Annotated in this window: 22 protein-coding genes; 5 read left to right on the top strand and 17 right to left on the bottom strand. The window is 61.0% G+C overall.

The features are described 5' to 3' along the window. Positions 1-2: 2 nt before the first annotated feature. Positions 3-1,199, bottom strand: coding sequence for an MFS transporter (locus QRN31_RS26360; protein WP_285435526.1), 1,197 nt, complete (start codon positions 1,197-1,199; stop codon positions 3-5). Positions 1,200-1,290: 91 nt separating this feature from the next. Between QRN31_RS26360 and QRN31_RS26355 the strand changes: the two genes are divergently transcribed. Next, positions 1,291-1,830, top strand: coding sequence for a TetR/AcrR family transcriptional regulator (locus QRN31_RS26355; RefSeq protein WP_285435525.1), 540 nt, complete (start codon positions 1,291-1,293; stop codon positions 1,828-1,830). A gap of 216 nt (positions 1,831-2,046) precedes the next feature. Next, on the top strand, positions 2,047-5,517 hold the full coding sequence (locus tag QRN31_RS26350; protein ID WP_285435523.1) for a hybrid sensor histidine kinase/response regulator: 3,471 nt from the start codon (positions 2,047-2,049) through the stop codon (positions 5,515-5,517). A 127-nt stretch (positions 5,518-5,644) separates the two neighbouring features. Here the strand turns inward: QRN31_RS26350 and QRN31_RS26345 are convergent, their stop codons facing one another. Beyond that, the gene (locus tag QRN31_RS26345; protein WP_285435535.1) at positions 5,645-7,009 is read right to left on the bottom strand and encodes a DNA recombination protein RmuC; all 1,365 of its coding nucleotides are present in this window, start codon (positions 7,007-7,009) and stop codon (positions 5,645-5,647) included. A 175-nt stretch (positions 7,010-7,184) separates the two neighbouring features. After that, complete coding sequence (locus tag QRN31_RS26340) at positions 7,185-7,508, bottom strand: SEL1-like repeat protein (RefSeq protein WP_285435522.1); 324 nt, start codon at positions 7,506-7,508, stop codon at positions 7,185-7,187. 941 nt (positions 7,509-8,449) lie between these two features. Here QRN31_RS26340 and QRN31_RS26335 point away from each other — a divergent pair. The 3 genes from QRN31_RS26335 to QRN31_RS26325 all read left to right on the top strand — a co-directional run bounded on the left by QRN31_RS26335 (position 8,450) and on the right by QRN31_RS26325 (position 10,851). After that, positions 8,450-8,674, top strand: coding sequence for a hypothetical protein (locus tag QRN31_RS26335; protein ID WP_008031832.1), 225 nt, complete (start codon positions 8,450-8,452; stop codon positions 8,672-8,674). 276 nt (positions 8,675-8,950) lie between these two features. Beyond that, positions 8,951-9,433 carry a hypothetical protein gene (locus QRN31_RS26330; protein WP_259151025.1) on the top strand — a complete coding sequence of 161 codons (483 nt, stop codon included), beginning with the start codon at positions 8,951-8,953 and terminating at the stop codon, positions 9,431-9,433. Positions 9,434-9,579: 146 nt separating this feature from the next. Then, entirely contained in the window at positions 9,580-10,851 is a 1,272-nt protein-coding gene (locus QRN31_RS26325; RefSeq protein ID WP_285435521.1) for an OmpP1/FadL family transporter, read from the top strand. Positions 10,852-10,941: 90 nt separating this feature from the next. On the opposite strand, the gene QRN31_RS26320 is transcribed toward QRN31_RS26325, so the two are convergent. The 14 genes from QRN31_RS26320 to cobO all read right to left on the bottom strand — a co-directional run bounded on the left by QRN31_RS26320 (position 10,942) and on the right by cobO (position 22,505). Next, complete coding sequence (locus QRN31_RS26320) at positions 10,942-11,493, bottom strand: glutathione peroxidase (protein WP_285435520.1); 552 nt, start codon at positions 11,491-11,493, stop codon at positions 10,942-10,944. A 55-nt stretch (positions 11,494-11,548) separates the two neighbouring features. Next, on the bottom strand, positions 11,549-11,671 hold the full coding sequence (locus tag QRN31_RS26315) for a hypothetical protein (RefSeq protein WP_285435519.1): 123 nt from the start codon (positions 11,669-11,671) through the stop codon (positions 11,549-11,551). After that, complete coding sequence (locus QRN31_RS26310; RefSeq protein WP_285435518.1) at positions 11,668-12,876, bottom strand: MFS transporter; 1,209 nt, start codon at positions 12,874-12,876, stop codon at positions 11,668-11,670. Before QRN31_RS26310 ends, QRN31_RS26315 begins: the two co-directional genes overlap by 4 nt. 53 nt (positions 12,877-12,929) lie before the next feature. Further along, complete coding sequence (locus QRN31_RS26305) at positions 12,930-13,334, bottom strand: MarR family winged helix-turn-helix transcriptional regulator (protein ID WP_090181701.1); 405 nt, start codon at positions 13,332-13,334, stop codon at positions 12,930-12,932. A 174-nt stretch (positions 13,335-13,508) separates the two neighbouring features. Next, the gene (locus QRN31_RS26300) at positions 13,509-14,240 is read right to left on the bottom strand and encodes an adenosylcobinamide-GDP ribazoletransferase (RefSeq protein ID WP_285435517.1); all 732 of its coding nucleotides are present in this window, start codon (positions 14,238-14,240) and stop codon (positions 13,509-13,511) included. Between the two features lie 2 nt (positions 14,241-14,242). Further along, a complete protein-coding gene (gene cobC, locus QRN31_RS26295; RefSeq protein ID WP_285435516.1) occupies positions 14,243-14,818 on the bottom strand; it encodes an alpha-ribazole phosphatase family protein in 576 nt (191 codons plus the stop codon). Further along, positions 14,815-15,870 (bottom strand): nicotinate-nucleotide--dimethylbenzimidazole phosphoribosyltransferase, encoded by a 1,056-nt coding sequence (cobT, locus tag QRN31_RS26290; protein ID WP_285435515.1) that lies wholly within the window; start codon positions 15,868-15,870, stop codon positions 14,815-14,817. The genes cobC and cobT overlap by 4 nt, the downstream gene beginning before the upstream one ends. Continuing rightward, on the bottom strand, positions 15,867-16,388 hold the full coding sequence (cobU, locus tag QRN31_RS26285) for a bifunctional adenosylcobinamide kinase/adenosylcobinamide-phosphate guanylyltransferase (protein ID WP_285435514.1): 522 nt from the start codon (positions 16,386-16,388) through the stop codon (positions 15,867-15,869). The genes cobT and cobU overlap by 4 nt, the downstream gene beginning before the upstream one ends. 109 nt (positions 16,389-16,497) lie before the next feature. Further along, positions 16,498-17,949 carry a cobyric acid synthase gene (locus tag QRN31_RS26280; protein WP_285435513.1) on the bottom strand — a complete coding sequence of 484 codons (1,452 nt, stop codon included), beginning with the start codon at positions 17,947-17,949 and terminating at the stop codon, positions 16,498-16,500. Beyond that, positions 17,946-18,938 carry a threonine-phosphate decarboxylase CobD gene (gene cobD, locus QRN31_RS26275; RefSeq protein ID WP_285435512.1) on the bottom strand — a complete coding sequence of 331 codons (993 nt, stop codon included), beginning with the start codon at positions 18,936-18,938 and terminating at the stop codon, positions 17,946-17,948. Before cobD ends, QRN31_RS26280 begins: the two co-directional genes overlap by 4 nt. Next, positions 18,931-19,839: an adenosylcobinamide-phosphate synthase CbiB gene (gene cbiB, locus QRN31_RS26270; protein ID WP_285435511.1), complete on the bottom strand. Its 909-nt coding sequence runs from the start codon at positions 19,837-19,839 to the stop codon at positions 18,931-18,933. Before cbiB ends, cobD begins: the two co-directional genes overlap by 8 nt. Continuing rightward, entirely contained in the window at positions 19,836-20,486 is a 651-nt protein-coding gene (bluB, locus tag QRN31_RS26265) for a 5,6-dimethylbenzimidazole synthase (protein WP_222585309.1), read from the bottom strand. The genes cbiB and bluB overlap by 4 nt, the downstream gene beginning before the upstream one ends. Beyond that, a complete protein-coding gene (locus QRN31_RS26260) occupies positions 20,483-21,883 on the bottom strand; it encodes a cobyrinic acid a,c-diamide synthase CobB (RefSeq protein WP_285435510.1) in 1,401 nt (466 codons plus the stop codon). Before QRN31_RS26260 ends, bluB begins: the two co-directional genes overlap by 4 nt. Before the next feature lie 10 nt (positions 21,884-21,893). Continuing rightward, positions 21,894-22,505, bottom strand: coding sequence for a cob(I)yrinic acid a,c-diamide adenosyltransferase (gene cobO / locus QRN31_RS26255; RefSeq protein ID WP_090181682.1), 612 nt, complete (start codon positions 22,503-22,505; stop codon positions 21,894-21,896). Positions 22,506-22,512 lie beyond the last annotated feature (7 nt).

Below are 22,512 nucleotides of genomic sequence, written 5' to 3'. Positions count from 1 at the left end.
TTTTATGGCTGACCGACGACGCTGCAGGCCTGGGTGGTGCGCTGTCGCATCAATGCCGACAAGGCGACGATGGCCAGGACGATCAGCGTGGCGCCGTAGCCATCGGTCGTTGCCACCAGACCAAAGGCCCGCGTCAGATTCCCCGCCAGCAACGATGGCAGGCAGAACGCCAGATAACTGAGCACGTAATACGCCGACATCAAGCCGGCACGCTCGTGAGGCAAGGCCAATGGCACCACGCTGCGCAACGACCCGAGAAAACTGGCGCCGAACCCGCAACCGGCCACCAGCGTGCCGATAAAAAACAGCGGCAGGCTGGCGCTGTGTACCGCCAGTAAAATCAATGCCACGCCCACCGGCAGAGTGCTCGTACCGATCCACAAGACCTTGTCGGCTGCACGACTGCGCAAGGTGTAGATCATCAACGCGCCAGTGACGGTCAGGACGGCCACTGTCGCACCGCCAATCAGGTTCGAGGTCGATCCGGTGGCCGTGCGAACCAGGGACGGCGCGAGGGAGGCGTAAAAACCACCGAGCGCCCATGTGGCAGTGTTGATTGGCAGCACCCGCCACAGCGCACGCCGTGCCTGGACCGGCACATGCAAGGTCGGACGCAGCGAAGCCAATGCCCCGGATTGCGCACTGACGCTTTCCGGCAGACGCCAGACGTACAACGCCTGTAACCCGAACAACGCGAGCAGCACCCAAAAGGTCAATTGCAACGGCAGTGGCGCAAACTCGGCCAGCAAGCCGCAGCCCATCGCGCCCACCGCCATGCCCAGCAATGGCGCAACGCTGTTGACCAGCGGACCCTGCTGGCGATCAGTGTCCAGCAGCGCCGCACCTAACGCTGCCGTGGCCATACCGGTCGCGAAGCCCTGAAGCACCCGCGCGCCGATCAACCAGGCGACACTATCGGCATTGATAAACAGCAACATCGCCAGCATGTTCAGCAAGACGGCGGTGAAAATCACCGGTTTGCGCCCCAGGTAATCCGAAAGTGATCCCACGGTGAGCAATGCCGCCAGCAGGCTGAGGGCATACACGCCGAAAATCAGGGTCAGGGTCGCCGCCGAGAATTGCAGATGGTCCTGATACAAGTGATACAACGGCGTCGGTGCCGTGGAGGCGGCCAGAAAACTGAGTAAAGTGATCGCCAGAAACCACAGGCTGGAACGTTTGGATACTGAACGGGACATGCGCACACTCCGCAAAAGCTAACTTTTTGCTTTTGCGGAGTGTGCTACTGGGCAGCGCTTAAAGCAAATTCTTTGTGTTAAGGTCCGATGCATGGCTATTAAAGAAGGTTTACGCCCTGGCGGCCGTAGCGCCCGGGTGCAAGAGTCGGTTCATTGCGCCGTTCGCCAGCTCCTCGAAGAGCAGGACCGCACCACGGTGACCGTCCCGCAGATCGCTGCGCGCGCGGGCGTTACGCCGTCCACCATTTACCGGCGCTGGGGCGATTTATCGGTATTGCTGGCCGACGTCGCCCTCGCCCGCATGCGCCCCGAAAGCGAACCGGCCAACACCGGCAACCTGCGCAGCGATGTGCGCGCCTGGGCGGAGCAATACCTCGACGAAATGAGTTCCGAGCCCGGCCGGAACATGCTGCGCGATGTGCAATGCAGCACCACGCCGGTCTATTGCACGACGATCATTGGCGGGCAGTTGCAGGCGATTCTCGACCGTTACCCTGATGAACCGAAACCGAGTGTCGATCGATTGATCAACCTGTTGGCGGCACCGACAGTGTTTCGCATCCTGTTTTCGGAGGCGGCGCTGGAGGTTGAGGAGTTGCATCGGTTGATCGATATTGCGTTGCAGCCTTGATGCCGCCAATCGCGGGCAAGCCTGCTCCCACATTAGTTGTTCTGTGGGAGCGGGCTTGCCCGCGAAGAAGCCCTATTGAACGCCACAGATCCAACCAGCAAACACCCTGCGACACCCCGCCACGCCACGACCTTGGTCGACACTGACTAACCCCTGCCATCGTGCGAGACTGTCTCACCGGGCTGCAATCCCGGGTGTCTTTTGTCTGGAGTTACCATGTCGCTGTCCAGCGGGCTGATCGCCGCCGTCGCCCTGGCCTATATGGCCATCATGTTTGCCATCGCCTTTTACGGCGACCGTCGCAGCACACCGTTGCCGCCGCGAGTGCGTGCGTGGGTGTACAGCTTGTCGCTGGCGGTCTATTGCACCAGCTGGACATTCTTTGGCGCCGTGGGCCAGGCCGCCGAACAACTCTGGTCGTTCCTGCCGATCTACCTCGGGCCAATCCTGCTGCTGGTCTGCGCGCCGTGGGTCCTGCAAAAAATGGTGATGATCAGCAAGCAGGAGAACATCACCTCCATCGCCGACTTCATCGCCGCCCGCTACGGTAAATCGCAGTCGTTGGCGGTCGTGGTGGCGCTGATCTGCCTGGTGGGGGTGTTGCCTTACATCGCCTTGCAGCTCAAGGGCATCGTGCTCGGGGTGAACCTGCTGATCGGCGCCGGCGCTGACGCGATGGGCACCCGCGCGCAGGACACGGCCCTGATCGTGTCCCTGGTGCTGGCGCTGTTCACCATCGTCTTCGGGACTCGCAACCTAGATGCCACGGAACACCACCGTGGGATGGTGCTGGCGATTGCCTTCGAGTCGCTGGTCAAGCTGTTCGCGTTCCTCGCCGTCGGCGCGTTCGTGACTTACGGCTTGTACGACGGCTTTGACGACCTGTTCGACCAGGCCATGCTCGCGCCACGCCTTGAGCAATATTGGAAAGAAACCATCAACTGGCCATCGATGGTGGTGCAAACCGGCGTCGCCATGATGGCAATCATCTGCCTGCCCCGGCAGTTCCACGTCACCGTGGTGGAAAACATCGATCCCCAGGATTTGCGCCTGGCCAAATGGGTCTTCCCGGCTTATCTGGCACTGGCGGCGTTGTTTGTCGTCCCGATCGCCCTCGCCGGTCAGATGCTGCTGCCCAGTTCCGTGCTGCCGGACTCGTTCGTCATCAGCCTGCCACTGGCCCAATCCCACCCGGCCTTGGCGATGTTGGCCTTCATCGGCGGCGCCTCGGCGGCGACCGGCATGGTGATCGTGGCCAGCGTTGCGCTGTCGACCATGGTCTCCAACGACATGTTGCTGCCGTGGCTGCTGCGCCGAAACAACGCCGAGCGACCGTTCGAAGTGTTCCGCCAGTGGATGCTCTCGGTGCGCCGCGTCAGCATCGTGGTGATTTTGCTGTTGGCCTACGTCAGCTATCGACTGCTGGGCTCAACCGCCAGCCTGGCGACCATCGGCCAGATCGCGTTCGCCGCCGTGACCCAACTGGCCCCGGCGATGCTCGGCGCGCTGTACTGGAAACAGGCCAACCGCCGGGGCGTATTCGCCGGTCTCGCCACCGGGACGTTCCTGTGGTTCTACACCTTGATCCTGCCCATTGCTGCCAACAGTCTCGGCTGGTCCTTGAGCAGTTTCCCCGGTCTGGCCTGGCTGCACAGTAACCCGCTGCACCTGCCAATCACCCCGTTGACCCAAGGCGTGGTGTTGTCGCTGGCCGGCAACTTCACGTTGTTCGCCTGGGTCTCGGTGCTCTCGCGCACCAGGGTTTCGGAACACTGGCAGGCGGGACGGTTTATCGGCCAGGAAATCAGCGCTCGCCCCAGCGCGCGCTCGATGCTGGCAGTGCAGATCGAGGACTTGCTGCAATTGGCCGCCCGCTTCGTCGGTGAAGAACGCGCCCGGCAGAGCTTCATCCGTTTTGCCTACCGCCAAGGCAAAGGCTTTAACCCGAACCAGAACGCCGACGGCGAATGGATCGCCCACACCGAACGCTTGCTGGCCGGCGTACTCGGCGCTTCGTCGACGCGCGCGGTGGTGAAAGCCGCCATTGAAGGTCGGGAAATGCAGCTGGAGGACGTCGTGCGGATCGCCGACGAAGCCTCGGAAGTGCTGCAATTCAACCGCGCCCTGCTGCAAGGCGCGATAGAAAACATCACCCAAGGCATCAGCGTGGTCGACCAATCGCTGAAACTGGTGGCCTGGAACCGGCGTTATCTGGAGCTGTTCAACTATCCCGACGGCTTGATCAGCGTCGGCCGGCCGATTGCCGACATCATTCGCTACAACGCCGAACGTGGCCTGTGCGGTCCCGGCGAAGCCGAAGTGCACGTCGCCCGTCGCCTGCACTGGATGCGTCAGGGCCGCGCCCATACCTCTGAACGATTGTTCCCCAACGGACGGGTGATCGAGCTGATCGGCAACCCGATGCCTGGCGGCGGTTTTGTCATGAGCTTCACTGACATCACCGCGTTCCGTGAAGCCGAGCAAGCGTTGACAGAAGCCAATGAAGGCCTGGAACAGCGGGTCATCGCTCGAACCCAGGAGCTGTCACAACTCAACGTTGCCTTGACTGAAGCCAAGGGCGTCGCGGAATCGGCGAACCAGTCGAAAACCCGTTTTCTGGCAGCGGTCAGTCATGACTTGATGCAGCCCCTGAATGCCGCGCGGCTCTTCTCTGCCGCCCTTTCCCACCAGGACGACGGCCTGTCCAGCGAAGCGCAGAAACTGGTGCATCACCTCGACAGCTCACTGCGCTCGGCAGAGGATTTGATCAGCGACCTGCTGGACATTTCGCGCCTGGAAAACGGCAAGATCAACCCCGACCCCAAGCCTTTCGTGCTCAACGAGCTGTTCGATGCCCTCGGTGCCGAGTTCAAGGCGCTGGCGCAGGAACAAGGGCTGAAATTCCGCGTCCGGGGCAGCACTTTGCGGGTCGACAGCGATATCAAACTGCTGCGACGGATCCTGCAGAACTTCCTGACGAATGCTTTTCGCTACGCCAAAGGCCCCGTGCTGCTCGGCGTTCGACGGCGCAAGGGCGAGTTGTGCCTGGAAGTCTGGGACCGTGGACCGGGGATTGCCGAAGACAAACAGCGGGTGATTTTCGAAGAATTCAAACGCCTCGACAGCCACCAGACCCGTGCCGAGAAGGGCCTGGGCCTGGGGTTGGCGATTGCCGATGGATTGTGTCGCGTGCTGGGTCACACCTTGCGCGTACGCTCCTGGCCGGGGCGCGGCAGCGTGTTCAGTGTCAGCGTGCCGCTGGCCCGGACGCAAACGGTGGCACCGGCCAAGGTTCACGAGCTCAATGGCCATGCGTTGAACGGTGCGCAGGTGCTGTGCATCGATAACGAAGACAGCATCCTGATCGGCATGAACAGCCTGCTGACGCGCTGGGGTTGCCAGGTCTGGACCGCGCGTAACCGTGACGAATGCGCGGCCCTGCTCAACGACGGCATGCGTCCACACCTGGCGCTGGTGGATTACCACCTGGACCATGGCGAGACCGGGACGCAATTGATGGCGTGGCTGCGCACGCAACTGGGAGAACCGGTACCGGGCGTGGTCATCAGCGCCGATGGCCGGCCGGAGATGGTGGCCCAAGTGCATGCGGCGGGTCTGGATTACCTGGCCAAACCGGTTAAACCTGCGGCGTTGCGGGCGTTGTTGAGTCGGCATTTGCCGTTGTGATACGTCAGGCTTCAGCTCTGCGGTGTCTGAAATGACGCCATCGCGAGCCTGCTCGCTCCCACAGGTTTTCGTGTCGGCAACAACACAGGTCCACTGTGGGAGCGAGCTTGCTCGCGATGCTTTTTAGCTATTCAGGCAACTCAGCCAATCCATCGACATCGGTCATCGCCCGTTCCAGCAAGTCCGCCGGCAGGCTCTTGCTCGCCCGCGCGCCCAGCAACTTCAACTGCTCGCTGCGACTGACCAGATTGCCGCGCCCTTCTGTCAGCTTGTTGCGCGCAGAGCTGTAAGCCTTGTCCAGTTGCTGCAAGCGATTGCCGACTTCGTCCAGATCCTGAATGAACAACACGAACTTGTCGTACAGCCATCCGGCGCGTTCGGCGATTTCCCGGGCGTTCTGGCTCTGGCGTTCCTGCTTCCACAGACTGTCGATGACTCGCAGCGTGGCCAGCAAGGTGGTCGGACTGACGATGACGATGTTGCGGTCGAACGCTTCCTGGAACAGCGTTGGCTCAGCCTGCAACGCCGCTGAAAACGCCGCTTCAATCGGCACGAAGAGCAACACGAAATCCAGGCTGTGCAAGCCGTCGAGTCGCTTGTAGTCCTTGCCGGCCAAGCCTTTGACGTGAGTGCGCAAGGACAGCACGTGCTGCTTGATGGCGATTTGGCCGATGGCATCGTCTTCAGCCGCGACGTATTGCTGATAGGCCGTGAGGCTGACCTTGGAGTCGACCACCACCTGCTTGTCGCCCGGCAGGTAAATGATCACGTCGGGCTGGAATCGCTCACCGTCCGGCCCCTTGAGATTGACCTGGGTCTGGTACTCGCGGCCCTTCTCCAGCCCGGCATGTTCGAGCACACGCTCGAGAATCAACTCACCCCAATTGCCTTGGGTTTTCTGCCCTTTCAAGGCGCGAGTGAGGTTGGTGGCTTCGTCGCTCAAACGCAGGTTCAGTTGCTGCAGGCGCTCCAGCTCTTTGGCCAGGGAAAAGCGCTCTCGGGCTTCGGCCTGATAGCTTTCCTCGACACGTTTTTCAAAAGACTGGATACGTTCTTTCAGTGGGTCGAGCAACTGGCCCAGGCGTTGCTGGCTGGTTTCAGCGAAGCGCTGCTCACGCTCGTCAAAAATCTTCCCTGCCAGCTCGGCGAACTGCGCTCGCAGCTCGTCTCGCGAGCCTTGCAGGTCATTGAGGCGTTGCTGATGGCTTTCCTGCTGTTCACGCAGCTCGGCGTTGAGCGAGGCCGCCTGGGCGTCGAGACGCCGCAGTTCGGCCTCTTTGCCGGCCCGCTCGATGTTCCAGGCGTGAGCCGCATCGCGGGCGTCGTCGCGTTCGATCTGTAGCAGTTCAATTTCACGGCGCATGGCGGCCAGGTCCGCCTGCTTGGCAGCATTAGCCTGGCCCAGATCGCCGATTTCATCGCGACAGGCTTCGAGCTGAGCGTTCAAGCCGTCCTGCGCCAATTGCGACATGGCCAGGCGCTCTTCCAGCAATGCACGCTCGGCTTGCCCCTCGCTCGCCCGACGCTGAATGCGCCAGGCCAGCACCAGCAATGGCAGTGCAGCGCCCGCCAGACCGAGCAAAATGCTGGTCAAGTCCATAGCCATAGCGACTCCTGCCGATGAGATAAAGCTTGAAGGTTAACCAAGGCGTCAGAACTTGGACAGTTCAGTCTTCGATCAGCCCCAGTTCCTGTTGAGCGCGCCGATCTCCTGCGCGAGCAGCCTTGTGCAGCAAGTCCTGGCCAATGCGACGATCACGGGCGTTCCCGCATTCGCGGCACATCAGCTGGCCGAGGCGACTTTGTGCGGCCACGACACCTTCACGCGCCGGCTGTTTGAGTAACCGCCCAGCGAGGTGTTTGACGTTAGCGTTTTCACCCAGGCGCGGGCTGTCCAGCAACCACTCGGCCACGCGCATTGAAAAACGCTTGGGCGGGGTAACACGAGGTGGTGTGGAAGTGGCAGAAACTGATACTGAGCGAAACTTCATAAAGCACTGTGGGACAGATCGGAGGGCGCGCCACTCTACTCTTTTTTTCTTACAGGTAAAGCCTAAAAAAACCCTGCACGCCCGTGCTAGAGCAAGCGCTCGGGACAATCCACAGAAGCTGTGGATAACTCAGTGGACAACCGCCCTTGAACTCGCGCAAAGCCCTGTGGAATGGGGCTCTCAGTCAAACTGACGATTTTTTCACCAGTAAAAAAAAGCGATGTTTTTCATTGACTTAAATTTTCAATACAGGCACCCACTGTGGTCGAGGCGCGGATTACAGTCCGGTTACAGTCTGCGCAACTTATGTGCACAACTGCCTTCGAGTCGGTTATATCGATGTACTTTTTCGGAGCGTTTTGTCGGACGTTTCTGGGGATAACTTGGGCAAACCCTTGCCCCAGGCGCGTGCCGAAGCGACGACCAACAGTCGGAAATTGCTCCATGGTGTGATCTATTTGCCGGACCCGAAAATTAATTTGTAGTCGTGCTTCACTTCTCCAACTCGATCCGTTACTATCCGCGGCGTTAGTACCAAGCTGAAAGTCAATTCTGGTCGAACAAATCCTCCCGGTCAGCCTTCCCAACGGAAGCCTCTACCGAATAAGCGGGATCGACCACCTCGATGGTTTCCAGGTAAACCTTGCGCCAACACTGCCTTTGAATCGAAAGCAAAGGGTGTTGCGAAGCTCACTTACTCTGACCGAACCAGCCTGCAAATTGATCAGGATCTTCACCCCGGGCCCAGAACCTTTGCCCTTGATGTGTTGCCTGCCCTCCTAAGTACCTACCTGCCAGCCCAAGCGCGCCAATTATCAGCGCTTCAAACTGGCTGCTTTGTTCCAGTCAGGTTCTTCGTTCGACCAACGGTGGTCGTCGTCACTGGAACGTTTTAATTTTGCACGGCTCTTATCCGTGTCGCTTGTAGGAACACCCAAAACATGACTACTCAAATCCATACCCAGGATGCTATCCGTACCCTGACCAACGCTTTTGCACCAATGAACTGCCTGATCATGGCCGCTCGCAAAGGCTGCTTCAGCTTCACTCTGGTCAACGAACACGGCATCGCTCGTCACAGCGAACGCCTGTACCCCGATCAGTACTCCAGCGCCGAGCCGCTGCAGGCAGTGATCGAGCGTACTCGTCAGGCACTGGTTGCCTGATACGCCAGAAAGGCTGAAACCTCAAAAGCCCTGCTTGAACAGCAGGGCTTTTTATTGCCCGAAATTCCTCATCCAACGGCACGGGGCTAAGCACAAACCGATATAACGGTTATAACTCGAAGCCGGAAATATTTTAAAAACAGTCCTTTACAGCGCGAATATGACACTACACTTCAACTCAAGCGGTGCAAGCCGCTTCCGGCGAGCCTGATTCGATTCACCCGCTGCCAACGCTTAATTCAGGTATCGCCGACCACTTCATGTTTCGAGGGCTTTATGGGTATCGCTGCCAGCGAACTGTGCCGTTATGTGATTCGTCCGACCTTGATCTACCTCGGACGCCATAGCGCGACTGCCGAATCCCTGCTGCTGGGCATCGCCGCCAGCCAGTCAGCCCTTGGTTCCGCCCTGCATGACCGCCGTGGACACGGCCTGTATCGAATCGCCGAACCCCGCCACCAGGCACTCTGGGATCACTACCTGGCACTGGACCCCGAACGCGCAAGCCTGGTTCGCGGCCTGGCCAGCCAGCATGCCTTTCTCAGCGGGCCGCACCTTGAGTTGACCGTCAACCTGCGTTACGCCACTGCCATCGCCTGGCTGCTGGTAGAAGAACAGAATACCCCCCTCCCCGCCGCCGATGACTTGATGGGAATGGCCCGAATCTGGCGCCAGACTTTTCAACCTCAAGGCCGTCTGCGCGACTTCACCTACGCCTGGCAAACCTGTGTTTCACCGCTGAATCAGGTCGCCTGCTGACCCGCCGACTTCACAAAATCCCGCAACGGGTCGCGATTTCGGTCTGATTGTCCTACAAAACCGCTCTAACTCAAGCGATACAGGCTATGGCGCTGGGACGAAAATGTTGGTAATTTTCGCCCCGGTGATCACCAGGAGTTCTAATAATGAAAAAAGTAATGCTCAAAACCACCCTTAGCCTCGCTGTTACCTTGGCATCCACCCAGATCTTCGCAAGTGGCTTTGCCATCAACGAACAAAGCATCAGCGGGATGGGTACAGGTTTTGCCGGGCGATCTTCCTCTGCCGATGACGCAAGCACAATTTTTGGCAACCCTGCCGGCATGTCCCGCCTCAAGCGTGAACAAGTCACCGGCGGCGCTGCATTTCTAGACGCACACACTGACATCAGCCACGCCTCTTCCAGCCCGAACAAAGGCAGCAACGACGGCGACATGGTTCCGTTCATCGCCGTGCCTATGGGCTACTACGTCAAGCCAATCGACGACCATTGGGCATTCGGTATCGGCATGTACGCGCCGTTCGGCCTGGTGACCGACTACGAAAACGGCTTCGCCGGCCGTTACTTCGGCAGCAAAAGCGAAGTTAAAATCATCACCCTGCAACCGACTGTCAGCTATGCCTTCAACGACAAGGTGTCGATTGGTTTCGGCCCGACGATCAACCGCATCGACGGTACCCTGGAATCGAACCTGTCGATCACCCAGGCTGCACCAGACGGCAAGGTCAAGATCAAAGGCGACGACACGGCGGTGGGCTACAACATCGGCATCCTGGCTCAGGTGACCGATAGCACTCGTGTCGGCCTGACCTACCACTCGAAAGTGAAGTACAAGCTCGACGGCGACACCAAGGTCAACTACAACGTCCTGGGCCTGATCGGTCAGAACCCAAACCAGAAGTACGACGCCTCGCTGGACCTGACCACCCCTGAATCGGTGGACTTCTCGCTGACTCACCAGTTCGACGACAAGTGGACCGTTTACGCCGGTAGCACGTGGACTCGCTGGAGCCGCCTGAAAGAAATCACCGTCGAAAACAAAGGTGTTCCGGCGGTCCTCAACGGCCAATTCGGCACCATCACCGAAGAACAGAACTGGCACGACACCTGGGCTCACGCCATCGGCGCGTCCTACCAGCTGAACAAGGAATGGGTACTGCGCACCGGTCTGTCCTTTGACCAGGCACCGACCAACAACGTCGACCGCTCCCCACGCATCCCGACTGGCGATCGCAAGATTTTCAGCCTCGGTGCCGGTTGGAGCCCAACCAACGACCTGACCATCGACGTAGCGTACTCGTACCTGCGCGAAGAGTCGGTCACGATCAAAAACAGCAACGACCGTGGCCAGACTTACAACGCCAAGTATGAAAACTGGGCGAACGGTTTTGGTGTTGGCGCGACCTACCGCTTCTGATGATTCACGGCGAGCCTGAAACGCTCGCCACCTGAATCAAAAAAAGCCCCGCTCTCTTGTAAAAAGGCGGGGCTTTTTAATGGGCGTCGATCAGGGTTGCGAAGCCAGGGCCTTTTCCACCGCTGCGATGAATTCAGGATCATCAGGCGTGGTCAGGCTGGAGAAATTGGCAATGACCTTGCCCTTGCGATCAACCACATATTTGTAGAAGTTCCACTTCGGTGCGCTGGACTGTTTGGCGAGGACCTTGAACAGATGAGTGGCGTCGTCGCCGCGTACTTTCTGCGGCTCGGTCATGGTGAACGTCACGCCATAGTTCACGTAACAGACCTTGGCCGTCTCAGCGCCATCCTTGGATTCCTGCTTGAAGTCATTGGACGGCACGCCAATCACCTCCAGCCCTTGATCCTTGTAACGCTGATTCAGCGCCTCAAGGCTTTTGAATTGCGGGGCAAAGCCACAGAAGCTCGCCGTGTTGACCACCACCAGCGGCTTGCCCTCATACCGCTGGCACAGGTCGATGGACTCCTTGGCGCGCAGCTTGGGTAACGAGCCCTGCAATAGCTCCGGGCACTCGGCCGCTTGTGCCAATCCGGTAAACGCCATCAGCAACGCGGGGACTGCAATCCAGCGCATCAGCATGTCAGTGCATCCTTGTTCAGTTGTCCAAAACGAAGTTACTCGCCCTCGCCTGCTCCTAGCAAGCACCCATGCCCAACTGCATCAGCGCCAAGCCGCCCTGATGCCAGCCCCACCACGCGAATGCCAGCAGCAAGGCGCCGGCAGCGGCAACAGCGATCCGCGGCCAGAGACTGTTCATATCGCGCTCATCTGGGTTTGCAGGCGCGCGACCGGTCGCTCACGCACGGGCCAGTTCAGGGCCGCTGCCATCAGACTCAAGAGAATCGCCACTTGCCAGATCAAGTCATAGCTCCCGGTTCGGTCATATACCACCCCGCCCAACCATCCGCCGAGGAACGAGCCGAGCTGGTGGAAGAGGAAAACGATCCCGCCGAGCATGGACAGGTTTCGCACCCCGAACAAGGTGGCCACGGTGCCATTGGTCAACGGCACCGTCGACAGCCACAGGAAGCCCATCGCCATGCCGAACAGGTACGCGGTGGTCGTGGTGACCGGCGCCCACAGAAACAGCGAAATCACCACCGCTCGCAGCAGGTACAGTCCCGTCAGCAAACGTGGCTTGGACATGCGCCCGCCGAGCCAGCCGGCGGTGTACGTGCCAAAGATATTGAACAAGCCGATCAGCGCCAGCACCGTAGTGCCCACCGTGGCCGGAAGGTGCTGATCCACCAGATAGGCCGGCAAATGCACGCCGATGAACACCACCTGGAAACCGCAGACAAAAAAGCCGAACGCCAGCAACCAGAAACCCGAATGGGAACAGGCTTCGCGTAGCGCTTCGGGCAGCGTTTGATCATGGCCAAGCACCGGCAATGGTTTGTCCTTGAGCATGCTCACCAACGGAATGATCAACGCCACAAGCAGGCCCAGCACCAGCAAGGCGGCGGACCAGCCGAGCCAGCCGATCAGACCCAGCGTACCGGGCAACATGGCGAACTGGCCGAAAGAACCGGCGGCGCTGGCAATGCCCATGCCCATGCTGCGTTTCTCCGGTGGCACTGCGCGACCGACCACGCCGAGGATCACCGAGAACGAAGTGCCGGACAGACCGATGCCGATCAACAGGCCCGCGCTCAAGGACAAGGTCACCGCCGAATCGGACAGGCCCATGAACACGAGGCCCAAGGCGTACAGCACGCCACCGATCAACACCACTTTCGCGGCGCCAAAGCGGTCGGCCAATGCCCCCGTGAAGGGCTGAGCCAGACCCCAGATCAGGTTCTGCAAGGCGATGGCAAACGCAAACGTCTCACGCCCCCAGCCGAACTCGGCACTCATTGGCGCCAGAAACAGCCCGAAGCCGTGCCGCACGCCCAAAGACAATGCCAGAATCAGCGCACTCCCCACCAAAACCCAACCACACGTACGCCACATCGATGTCATTTCTTATTCTCCGGTCGCGGGTATATACCCGCTTAAGATCGGAAAAACCGGCATCAAGCCAGTTCGTCCAGCAATCGCAGCAAGGTTTCGCGTTTCTCGGCGCCCAAACGGTCGATCAACCGCTGTTGCGCCGCCTCCCAGGCCGGCAAGGCTGCAGCCAGGCGTTGTGCACCCGCCTCCGTCAGCCGAACGATGCGGTTACGCATGTCCTCGCCTTCGACCAATGCCACCAGGCCTTCACCTTCCAGCACCCGAAGATTGCGCCCCAAGGTGCTGCGGTCCAGCCCCATGGCTTCGGCCAGGGTGGAAATACTCGGTTCATTCAGTCGCTGCAGATTGCACAGCAAAGAATACTGGGCGACGTTGATCCCGAAGCCGTCGAGAGCGCCGTCGTAATGCCTGCTGACGCCACGGGCGGCGCGACGCAGGTTGATGCATAAACATTGGGAGTCGAGCATAGTGCGTGTATATACCCGCGAGTGTGTTAAATCAAGTTACAGTTGGATTCAGTCAGAAGAACGGGAGTGTCAGGCAGACCGCCTTCGCGAGCAAGCTCGCTCCCACAAATGACCGCATTCCCCTGTGGGAGCGAGCCTGCTCGCGAAGTGGCCAGCACACCCAACACAGAAACATCAGACCAACGCCAATCCCACCAGCACCGCCATCTCCAGCAACTCCAGCAATGCGCCTGCGGTGTCCCCGGTCGTCCCACCCAATCGCCGCAGCATCACCTGCCGCAACCAGACGAACGTCCCGCCCGCCAGCACCAGCGCCCAGACGCTGCTGAAACCGGCGATCAGCACACACGCCAGTGCGCTGACCGCCAACACCTGTTTACCGGCCGAGCGCGGCAAATGATCAGCCAGAGCCTGACCCAATCCGCCGGCACGCACGTACGGCGTGGTCAGGAACAAGCCCAGCATCGCGCTACGGCCGATCAATGGAACGATGATCAGCCAAACGCTGTGCTGCTGCTCGATCAACGCCAGCAACGCCGTGAACTTGAGCAGCAACACCAGCACCAGCGTCACCACCGCGATCGGTCCGCTGCGAGGGTCTTTCATGATCGTCAGCGTGCGTTCACGGTCGCCGAAACCACCGAGCCACGCATCGGCGCTATCGGCCAGGCCGTCCAGGTGCAACGCGCCGCTGAGCAATACCCAAACCGTCAGCAGCAACGCGGCGTGAAGCAACAACGGCGCGCCCAGCAACAGCCCGTTCAGCGCCCATAAAATGACGCCGAACAGCAGCCCGACCAGCGGATAAAACAGCAACGAACGTCCGAGCTCTTGAGGCGCAGGCATGCCCGGAAGACGAATCGGCAAACTGCTGAGAAATTGCAGGGCGATCCAGAACGGCAACATGGTCAGAGGACTTCCTTGAGTGTCACGCCAGCCTCGACGCTCAGCGAGAAAAGCGCACCGTGGCAGACTTCAACGTTGAGCAATTGCTCTCGCGGCAAACCCCGCGCTTGAGCCAGCAGCAGACGCATGACACCACCATGGCTGATCAGCAAAATCCGCTCGCCCGCATAGGCAGCGTGCAGCCGCTCTACAGCGGCCAATACACGCTTGGAAAAATCTGCCACCGGTTCACCGTCAGGCGGAGTGAACGCATAAGGATCAGCCCAGAACAGGCCCAACGCCTCGGCATCGGTCTCCATCAATGCCGCTGCGCTTTGCCCTTCCCAAGCGCCGAAGTGCAGTTCCTGCAGATCTTTATCGAGCACCACCGGCAAACCCGATTTCGCCCCCAACTCTTCAGCGAAGCGCGCGCAGCGCTGCAACGGCGAACTGATCAGTCGATCCCACGGGCCCTGTTCAAGCACTGCCGCGCGCATCTGCTCCCAGCCCTTGCTGGTCAGGGCATCATCGAGACTGCCGCGCAAACCGCCGCCCAGTTCGGTTTCACCGTGGCGCAGCAAGTCCAGGCGCAGCGTCATGCCGGACGGTCCGCCACGGCCGCTTCGGCAAAGGTTGCCATCTGCCCGTGAAGATCGCAGGCCAGACGCAACAACGGCACGGCCAACGCCGCACCACTGCCCTCACCCAGGCGCAGGCCAAGGTCCAGCAGTGGTTCGGCTTTCAGGGTTTCCAGCACATGACGATGACCCGGCTCGGCACCACGATGACCGAACAACAGCCATTCACGGCACGCAGGATTCAAGCGCACGGCCACCAACGCGGCGACGCTGCAAATAAAGCCGTCCACCAGGACCGCGATGCCTTCCTGGGCACACGCCAGGTACGCGCCAACCAGTGCCACAATTTCAAAACCACCGAGGTTGAACAGCGTCTGCAAGGCATCACCGCGCTGAGCGCCGTGCAAGGCCAAGGCGCGCTCGATGACCTGAGCTTTATGGCTGACACCCGCCGCGTTCAAGCCTGTGCCGGGGCCGGCCAGATGCACCACTGGGCAATCGAGCAAGGCACACGCCAGCGCGCTGGCCGCCGTGGTATTACCGATGCCCATCTCGCCGCCGATAAACAACTGCGCGCCCGCCGCGAGCGCACGCTGCACGCTGTCGCGGCCAGCCTGCAAGGCGAGTTCGCCCTGGGCCGACGTCATGGCCGCGCCTGCGACGAAATTGGCAGTGCCCGGGCCGATGTTGAGGTGACGCACGCCCGGCAAATTCAACGACGGCGTCACCGTGCCAAGGTCGACCACTTCAAGGGAAGCACCGAGCTGGCGCGCCAGCACGCTGATTGCTGCACCGCCGCTGACGAAGTTGTGCAGCATTTGCCCGGTGACTTCCTGGGGAAACGCCGACACGCCTTCTGCGACCACGCCATGATCGCCGGCAAAAATGGCGATCCACAGTTGATCGAGACTCGGCTTGACCTGACCTTGCAGCCCCGCCAATTGCACCGCTACCGATTCGAGCCGGCCGAGAGAACCGGCGGGCTTGGTCAGTTGCTGTTGCCGCGCCTGCGCCTGTTCAACAGCTTGCGCATTGATTGGCTTGCACGGGTTCAGCCACCAGGATTGAGTCATAACGCAGTTCCTTTCAAAGTCAGGGGCAGGCCGGCGACGGTCAGGACGACACGTTGGCAGCGCTCGGCCAAGGCTTGATGCAGCCAACCGGCTTCATCGACATAGCGGCGAGTCAATTCGCCCAGCGGCACGACACCCATTCCGGTCTCGTTGCTGACAAAAATGATTTCACCCGGCAATGACGCCAGGCAATCCAGCAAAGCATCGCGTTCGGCAATCAGACGCTGATCGTCTTCGAGCATCAGCAGATTGGTCATCCACAGGGTCAGGCAGTCGACCAGCAGGCAACGGTCGACGCGGGCGGTGTCGCGCAACACGCGGGAAAGTTCGATCGGTTCTTCGATCAACGCCCATTCGGCAGGGCGACGGGCGCGGTGATGAGCGACCCGTTCGTTCATTTCACCGTCCAATGTCTGGCTGGTGGCGATGTAGGTGACGGCCAGCGCGCTGTCGCAAGCGAGTTTTTCGGCAAGACGACTTTTGCCGGAGCGAGCGCCGCCGAGGATCAGTTGCAGCATGGTGACATCCTATAAATGTGCGGTGAGGCGGCTTCAGTCATCACGAGCAGGCTCACTCCCACAGGGGATTTGTGCACGACATAGATTCAATGAGGCATTCAAACTCACCTCAAATCCCGCAAAGCTCGCGCAGCAGCGCGGTATCCAGATGCTTCTCCACCAAATCCGCCAACCGTTCGATATCGCGCTCACGCAACCCGTGGTAATCCACGTCCTGCACCTGCTGCAAACCCGCCCAGCGCAGCAACGCGCTACACGCCGCCGGGGATTCAAACAGACCATGCAGGTACGTGCCCATAATCTGTCCGTCAGCACTTTGCGCACCGTCGCAGCGACCGTCGTCCAGCTGCACGACGGCGTTTTCCAGCGCCGGCCCGGTGGTCACGCCGGCATGAATTTCGTAGCCGCTGACCTCAGCATCTTCCAACACCAGACGTCCGCGCACATTGCGCAATTGCTTCTCTTCTTCGAGCTGCGTTTCGAACGCCAGCAACCCCAGGCCAGCACTGGAACCCGGGGCACCTTCAAGGCCCAACGGATCATGCACTTGCTCGCCGAGCATTTGCAGGCCGCCGCAAATCCCCAGCACTTTCCCGCCGTACCGCAAATGACGACTGATCGCTGTATCCCAGCCATTGGCCCGCAGGTACGCGAGGTCGCTGCGCACGCTTTTTGAACCGGGGAGGATGATCAGGTCAGCCGGCGGGATCGCCTGGCCGGGGCCGACGAATTGCAGGTTCACTTGCGGGTGCAGGCGCAGCGGGTCGAAATCGGTGTGGTTGCTGATGCGCGGCAGTACCGGCACCACCACGTTCAACACCCGGTCTGCCTTGTCAGTCTGGCGCTGATCGATGCCGTCCTCGGCTTCCAGGTGCAAATCCATCACATATGGCAGCACGCCGATCACCGGTTTGCCGGTGCGCGCTTCGAGCCAGTCGAGGCCCGGTTGCAGCAACGCGAGGTCGCCGCGAAAACGGTTGATGATGAAACCTTTGACCCGTGCCTGCTCGGTCGGCGACAGCAGTTCCAGCGTGCCCACCAGATGCGCGAAAACCCCACCGCGATTGATGTCGGCGATCAACACCACCGGGCAATCCACCGCTTCGGCGAAGCCCATGTTGGCGATATCGCCGGCACGCAGATTGATCTCGGCCGGCGAACCCGCGCCCTCGACCATCACCACCGGATAGGCCGCGCTCAATCGTGCATGGGAGGCCAGCACCGCTTGCATGGCGATGGCTTTGTAGTCGTGATAGGCGACGGCGTTCATCGTCGTGACCGCACGACCATGAATGATCACCTGGGCGCCGGTGTCGCTGTTGGGTTTAAGCAGCACCGGGTTCATGTCGGTGTGCGGCTCTAGATTAGCCGCTTGAGCCTGCACCGCCTGGGCGCGGCCGATCTCGCCGCCGTCGGCAGTCACGGCACTGTTGAGCGCCATGTTCTGCGGTTTGAACGGCACCACACGCACACCCTGACGCGTGACCCAACGACACAGCGCCGTCACCAGCGTGCTTTTGCCGGCGTCGGACGTGGTGCCCTGCACCATCAACGTAGTCATTGGGTTTCCTTGTCGTAGGCTGCAAACGCTTGCTCGAGACGCTGCCAATCCGCTTCATCCCCAGGCAAGCCGAAACGCAGGCTGCTGTTGTGGGCGAACAAGCGCAGCAAGATGCCGCGCCGCGCCATGAAGTCGTGAAGGACTTCGGCGCGCTCGGTGATCAGCCATTGAAACAAGGCGCAGCCGCCCTGAGGCTGGAAGCCGTGCCGTGTGAGCAACAGCGCCAGGCGCTCGCTCGCCGCCTCGCTGCGCAGGCGTTGCCGGGCGTGGCCTTCGGTGTCCAGCAGACACGCTTGGCCGACCACGCGAGTCGGCCCGCTGACCGCCCAGGGCCCGACCTGCTCGGCAAGCAATTTGAGCAACTTGCGCTCCGCCAGCACAAAGCCCAGTCGCACACCGGCCAGACCAAAAAACTTGCCAAAAGAGCGCAGCACGATCAGGCCGACAAGGTGAGTAAAAGGCGCCAGACTCAACATCGGCGTGTTGTCCATGAACGCCTCGTCCACCACCAGCCAGCCCCCGCGAGACGCCAGTCGGGCATGCCAGTCGAGCAGACGACTCGGGGTCAAGCTCAGGCCCGTCGGGTTGTTGGGGTTGACCACCACCAGTACGTCGAGGCTGTCGAGATAGAAGTCGACTTCCTGCTCCAGCACTTCACGCACGATATAGCCGTTGCGTCGCCACGCTTCGGCATGTTCGGCGTAACTGGGTGACAGCACGCCGACCTTACCGGCGCGGCGTAAACGCGGCAGCAATTGGATGGCCATCTGCGAACCGGCAACCGGCAGCACCTGGGTTGTGCCGTAATAGTCGCAAGCGGCCTGCTCCAGACCGTCTTCGGTTTCGGGCAATCGCGCCCAGGCCCGCAACGGGATCTCGGGGATCGGGAACGGCCAGGGCGCGAGGCCACTGGACAGGTCCAGCCAGTCGGCTTCTGCAATAGCGTATTCGAGCGCTGCCTTGCGCAAGCGACCACCGTGCTCAAGCATAGAATTCAGCCCCCACGCAGAGGATCAGCAACCATAACCATACCCCGCGCCGGACCAATTGCCAGCCCCGGTCGATGGAGTCGGCGTCCGCTGGCACACCCTCGCCCAACTGTGGACGTTGATGCAGTTCACCGTGATAGATCGCCGCCCCGCCCAGCTCGACGCCGAGCGCGCCAGCACCGGCGGCCATCACAGGGCCGGCGTTCGGGCTGTCCCAGGTCGGGCCCTGGCTGCGCCAGCACTTCAACGCCAGTCGGGTTTTGCCCAGCAGCGCGTAGGTCAACGCCACCAGACGTGCAGGAATGTAGTTGAGCACGTCGTCGATCTTCGCCGCCGCCCAGCCAAACCGTTCGAAGCGTTCGTTGCGATAACCCCACATCGCGTCCAGGGTGTTGCTCAAACGGTAGAGCACCACACCGGGCGCGCCGGCCACGGCAAACCAGAACAGCGCGGCGAACACCGCATCGCTGCCGTTCTCCAGGACGGATTCAGTGGCGGCGCGGGCGACTTCGGTTTTATCCAGTTCGCTGGTTTGACGGCTGACCAGATAACCGACCCGTGTGCGCGCTTCAACCAGATCATCACTGCGCAGGGCCTTGGCCACCGGCTCGACATGTTCGCCGAGGCTGCGCATGCCGAGCGCGCAATAAAGCGCGAGGATCTCGACGATCCAGCCGACGTAAGGCGCCCAGGAAAATGCCGTCGCCAGCAAAGTCAGCGGCACGACGGCGATCACCCAGGCGGTGACGCCGTGGCTGCGCCAGCCGCGCCCTTCACCGTTGAAACGTTGTTCGATGCGATCGGCAAAACGGCCGAACGCCACCAGCGGATGCCAGCGTTTGGGCTCACCCAGCAGCGCGTCCAGCGCCACTGCGGCGACACTCAATAACGCCACACTCATTGACTCACTCCCCAATAGTTTTCATACAGCAACTCACTGAGCGGACGTGCCTGTGCCCACCCTTCGAGCACCAGCATCGGCGCTGGATAGAATTCCTTGACCGGCCCAAGACAAAGCACCGCCAACGGCTTGGCCCCGGCCGGCAACCCCAGCAGATCCGCCAGCGCTTGCGGCTCGAACAGTGACACCCACCCCATCCCCAGCCCTTCAGCGCGAGAGGCCAGCCAGAGGTTCTGGATCGCGCAGGACAACGAGGCCATGTCCATTTCCGGCAAGGTGCGACGACCGAAGATATGGCGCTCGCGATCGTCCATGAGCGCAGCGACCAGCACCTCGGCGCAGTCGTTGATGCCTTCGACCTTGAGCTTCATGAATTCGTCGGTGCGCTCGCCGAGGGCTTCGGCGGTGCGGATGCGCTCCTCTTCGACCAGAGACTGGATCTTGCCGCGCAGGGCGCGGTCGCTGATGCGGATGAAACGCCAGGGCTGCATCAGGCCGACGCTAGGCGCTTGATGCGCGGCTTCGAGCAGGCGCCTCAATAGTTCGGGCTCGACCGTGCCACCGCTGAAGTGGCGCATGTCGCGGCGTTCGGCGATGGCTCGGTAGACTGCATCGCGTTCGGACTGGCTGAATGCGTTGTCGGTCATGGCCTCTTCGCGAGCAGGCTCGCTCCCACAGTGGAAGGCGTGCTGTCTGCAGAAACACAGTCACCTGTAGGAGTGAGCCTGCTCGCGATGGCGGCCTCAAGGTCAGGCGAAAACAATGCGGCTATCGCCGACGGATTCGACGGAAAATAGAAGTGCACATAAGAGGCCGTCATCCGCCCCTCACGATAAACCGCCTCCGCCCCACGCCCGCCGTTCGGGCTCAGGCCCCGGGCAATGGGCTCAAGCTCGGTGCTGGTCAGCGAATGGTGATAGGTGTGGCCACGCAGCGAACCTTCCGGCAGTTCCACCGCTTGCAACGCCAATGCCGCCAGACGCTTTTGCATCACCGCATCGCCTTTGAGCAAGCCGACCAGCTCAGCGCGCGTGCCTTCGACATCGGTCAACGAATCCAGCAGATACAACATCCCGCCACACTCGGCCAGCAACGGCTTGCCGGCGGCATGATGCGCACGGATCGCGTCGAGCATCGATGTGTTCCGTGACAGCGCCACATGGTGCAATTCCGGATAACCACCCGGCAGATAAAGGCTGTCAGCCTCGGGCAATTGGCTGTCGCGGATTGGCGAGAAAAACGACAACTCGGCGCCCATGGCCCGCAGCAAATCCAGACTCGCGCCGTAAGTGAACGCGAACGCCTCGTCACGGGCCACGGCGATGCGCACGCCCGCGAGCAAAGGTTCGGCAACAATCACATCAGGCGCGGCGAACTGCACGGCAGGTGGCAACGCAACCTCGCAACTGCTGGCCAGGGCATCGGCGGCCGCATCGAGGCGCAGATCGAGGTCATTCAACTCACTGGCCTGAACCAGACCGAGATGGCGACTCGGCAATTCGATCCCGGTTTCCCGCGACAAGGCGCCGTACCAGCGCAAGCCTTCGGTGAGGCTGCCTTCAAGCAGTTGCGCGTGACGCAATGTGCCGACGCGGTTGGCCAGCACTCCGGCAAACGGCAAGTCCGGTTGATACCTGGCCAATCCCAACGCCAGCGCACCAAAGGTCTGCGCCATGGCGGTGCCGTCAATCACCCCGAGCACCGGCACACCAAAGTGCCGCGCCAGGTCGGCGCTGGACGGCGTGCCGTCGAACAGCCCCATGACCCCTTCGATGAGGATCAGGTCCGCTTCACCGGCGGCTTCCCACAACAGCCGACGACTTTCCTGCTCGCCGACCATCCACATGTCCAGCTGATACACCGGCGCACCGCTGGCACGCTCAAGAATCATCGGATCGAGAAAGTCCGGGCCGCATTTGAACACGCGAACCTTGCGCCCCTGGTTGCGATGCAAACGGGCCAGCGCAGCGGTGACGGTGGTCTTGCCCTGGCCGGAGGCCGGCGCGGCGATCAGTACTGCCGGGCAATGACGTATGCTTTTCATAAAATAGTATTCACAACTCGACGCCTTTTTGCGCTTTGATCCCGGCCTGGAACGCGTGCTTGATCACGCCCATTTCGGTGACGGTGTCGGCCAGTTCAATCATTTCCGGTTTGGCGCCGCGACCGGTGACGACCACATGTTGCATCGGCGGACGTGCCTGCAAGTCAGTGAGCACCTGATCGAGGTCGAGATAACCGTGCTTGAGGGCGATGTTCAGTTCATCCAGCACCACCAGGCCGATGGACGGATCGCGCAACAACTCACGGGACACCGCCCAAGCCGCTTCAGCGGCGGCGATGTCGCGCTGGCGGTCCTGGGTTTCCCAGGTGAAGCCCTCGCCCATCACATGAAAACGCACCTGCTCCGGGAAGCGGCGGAAGAACAGTTCTTCGCCCGTGCTATTGCGGCCCTTGATGAACTGCACCACACCGCACTGCATACCGTGGCCCATGGAGCGGGCGAGCATGCCGAAGGCAGAGCTGCTTTTGCCTTTGCCGTTGCCGGTCAACACCAGCAGCAATCCGCACTCGTTCGGGGAATTGGCGATGCGTTCGTCGATCACGGCTTTTTTGCGCTGCATGCGCGCCAGATGGCGTTCGTCACGATCGGGGGAATCAGTCATGGGGGAG

It is taken from the genome of Pseudomonas sp. fls2-241-R2A-110, from assembly GCF_030209165.1.
GTDB lineage: Bacteria > Pseudomonadota > Gammaproteobacteria > Pseudomonadales > Pseudomonadaceae > Aquipseudomonas.
The sequence above is the reverse complement of the archived record's forward strand: the minus strand, read 5'-3'. Positions and strand labels throughout refer to the sequence as shown.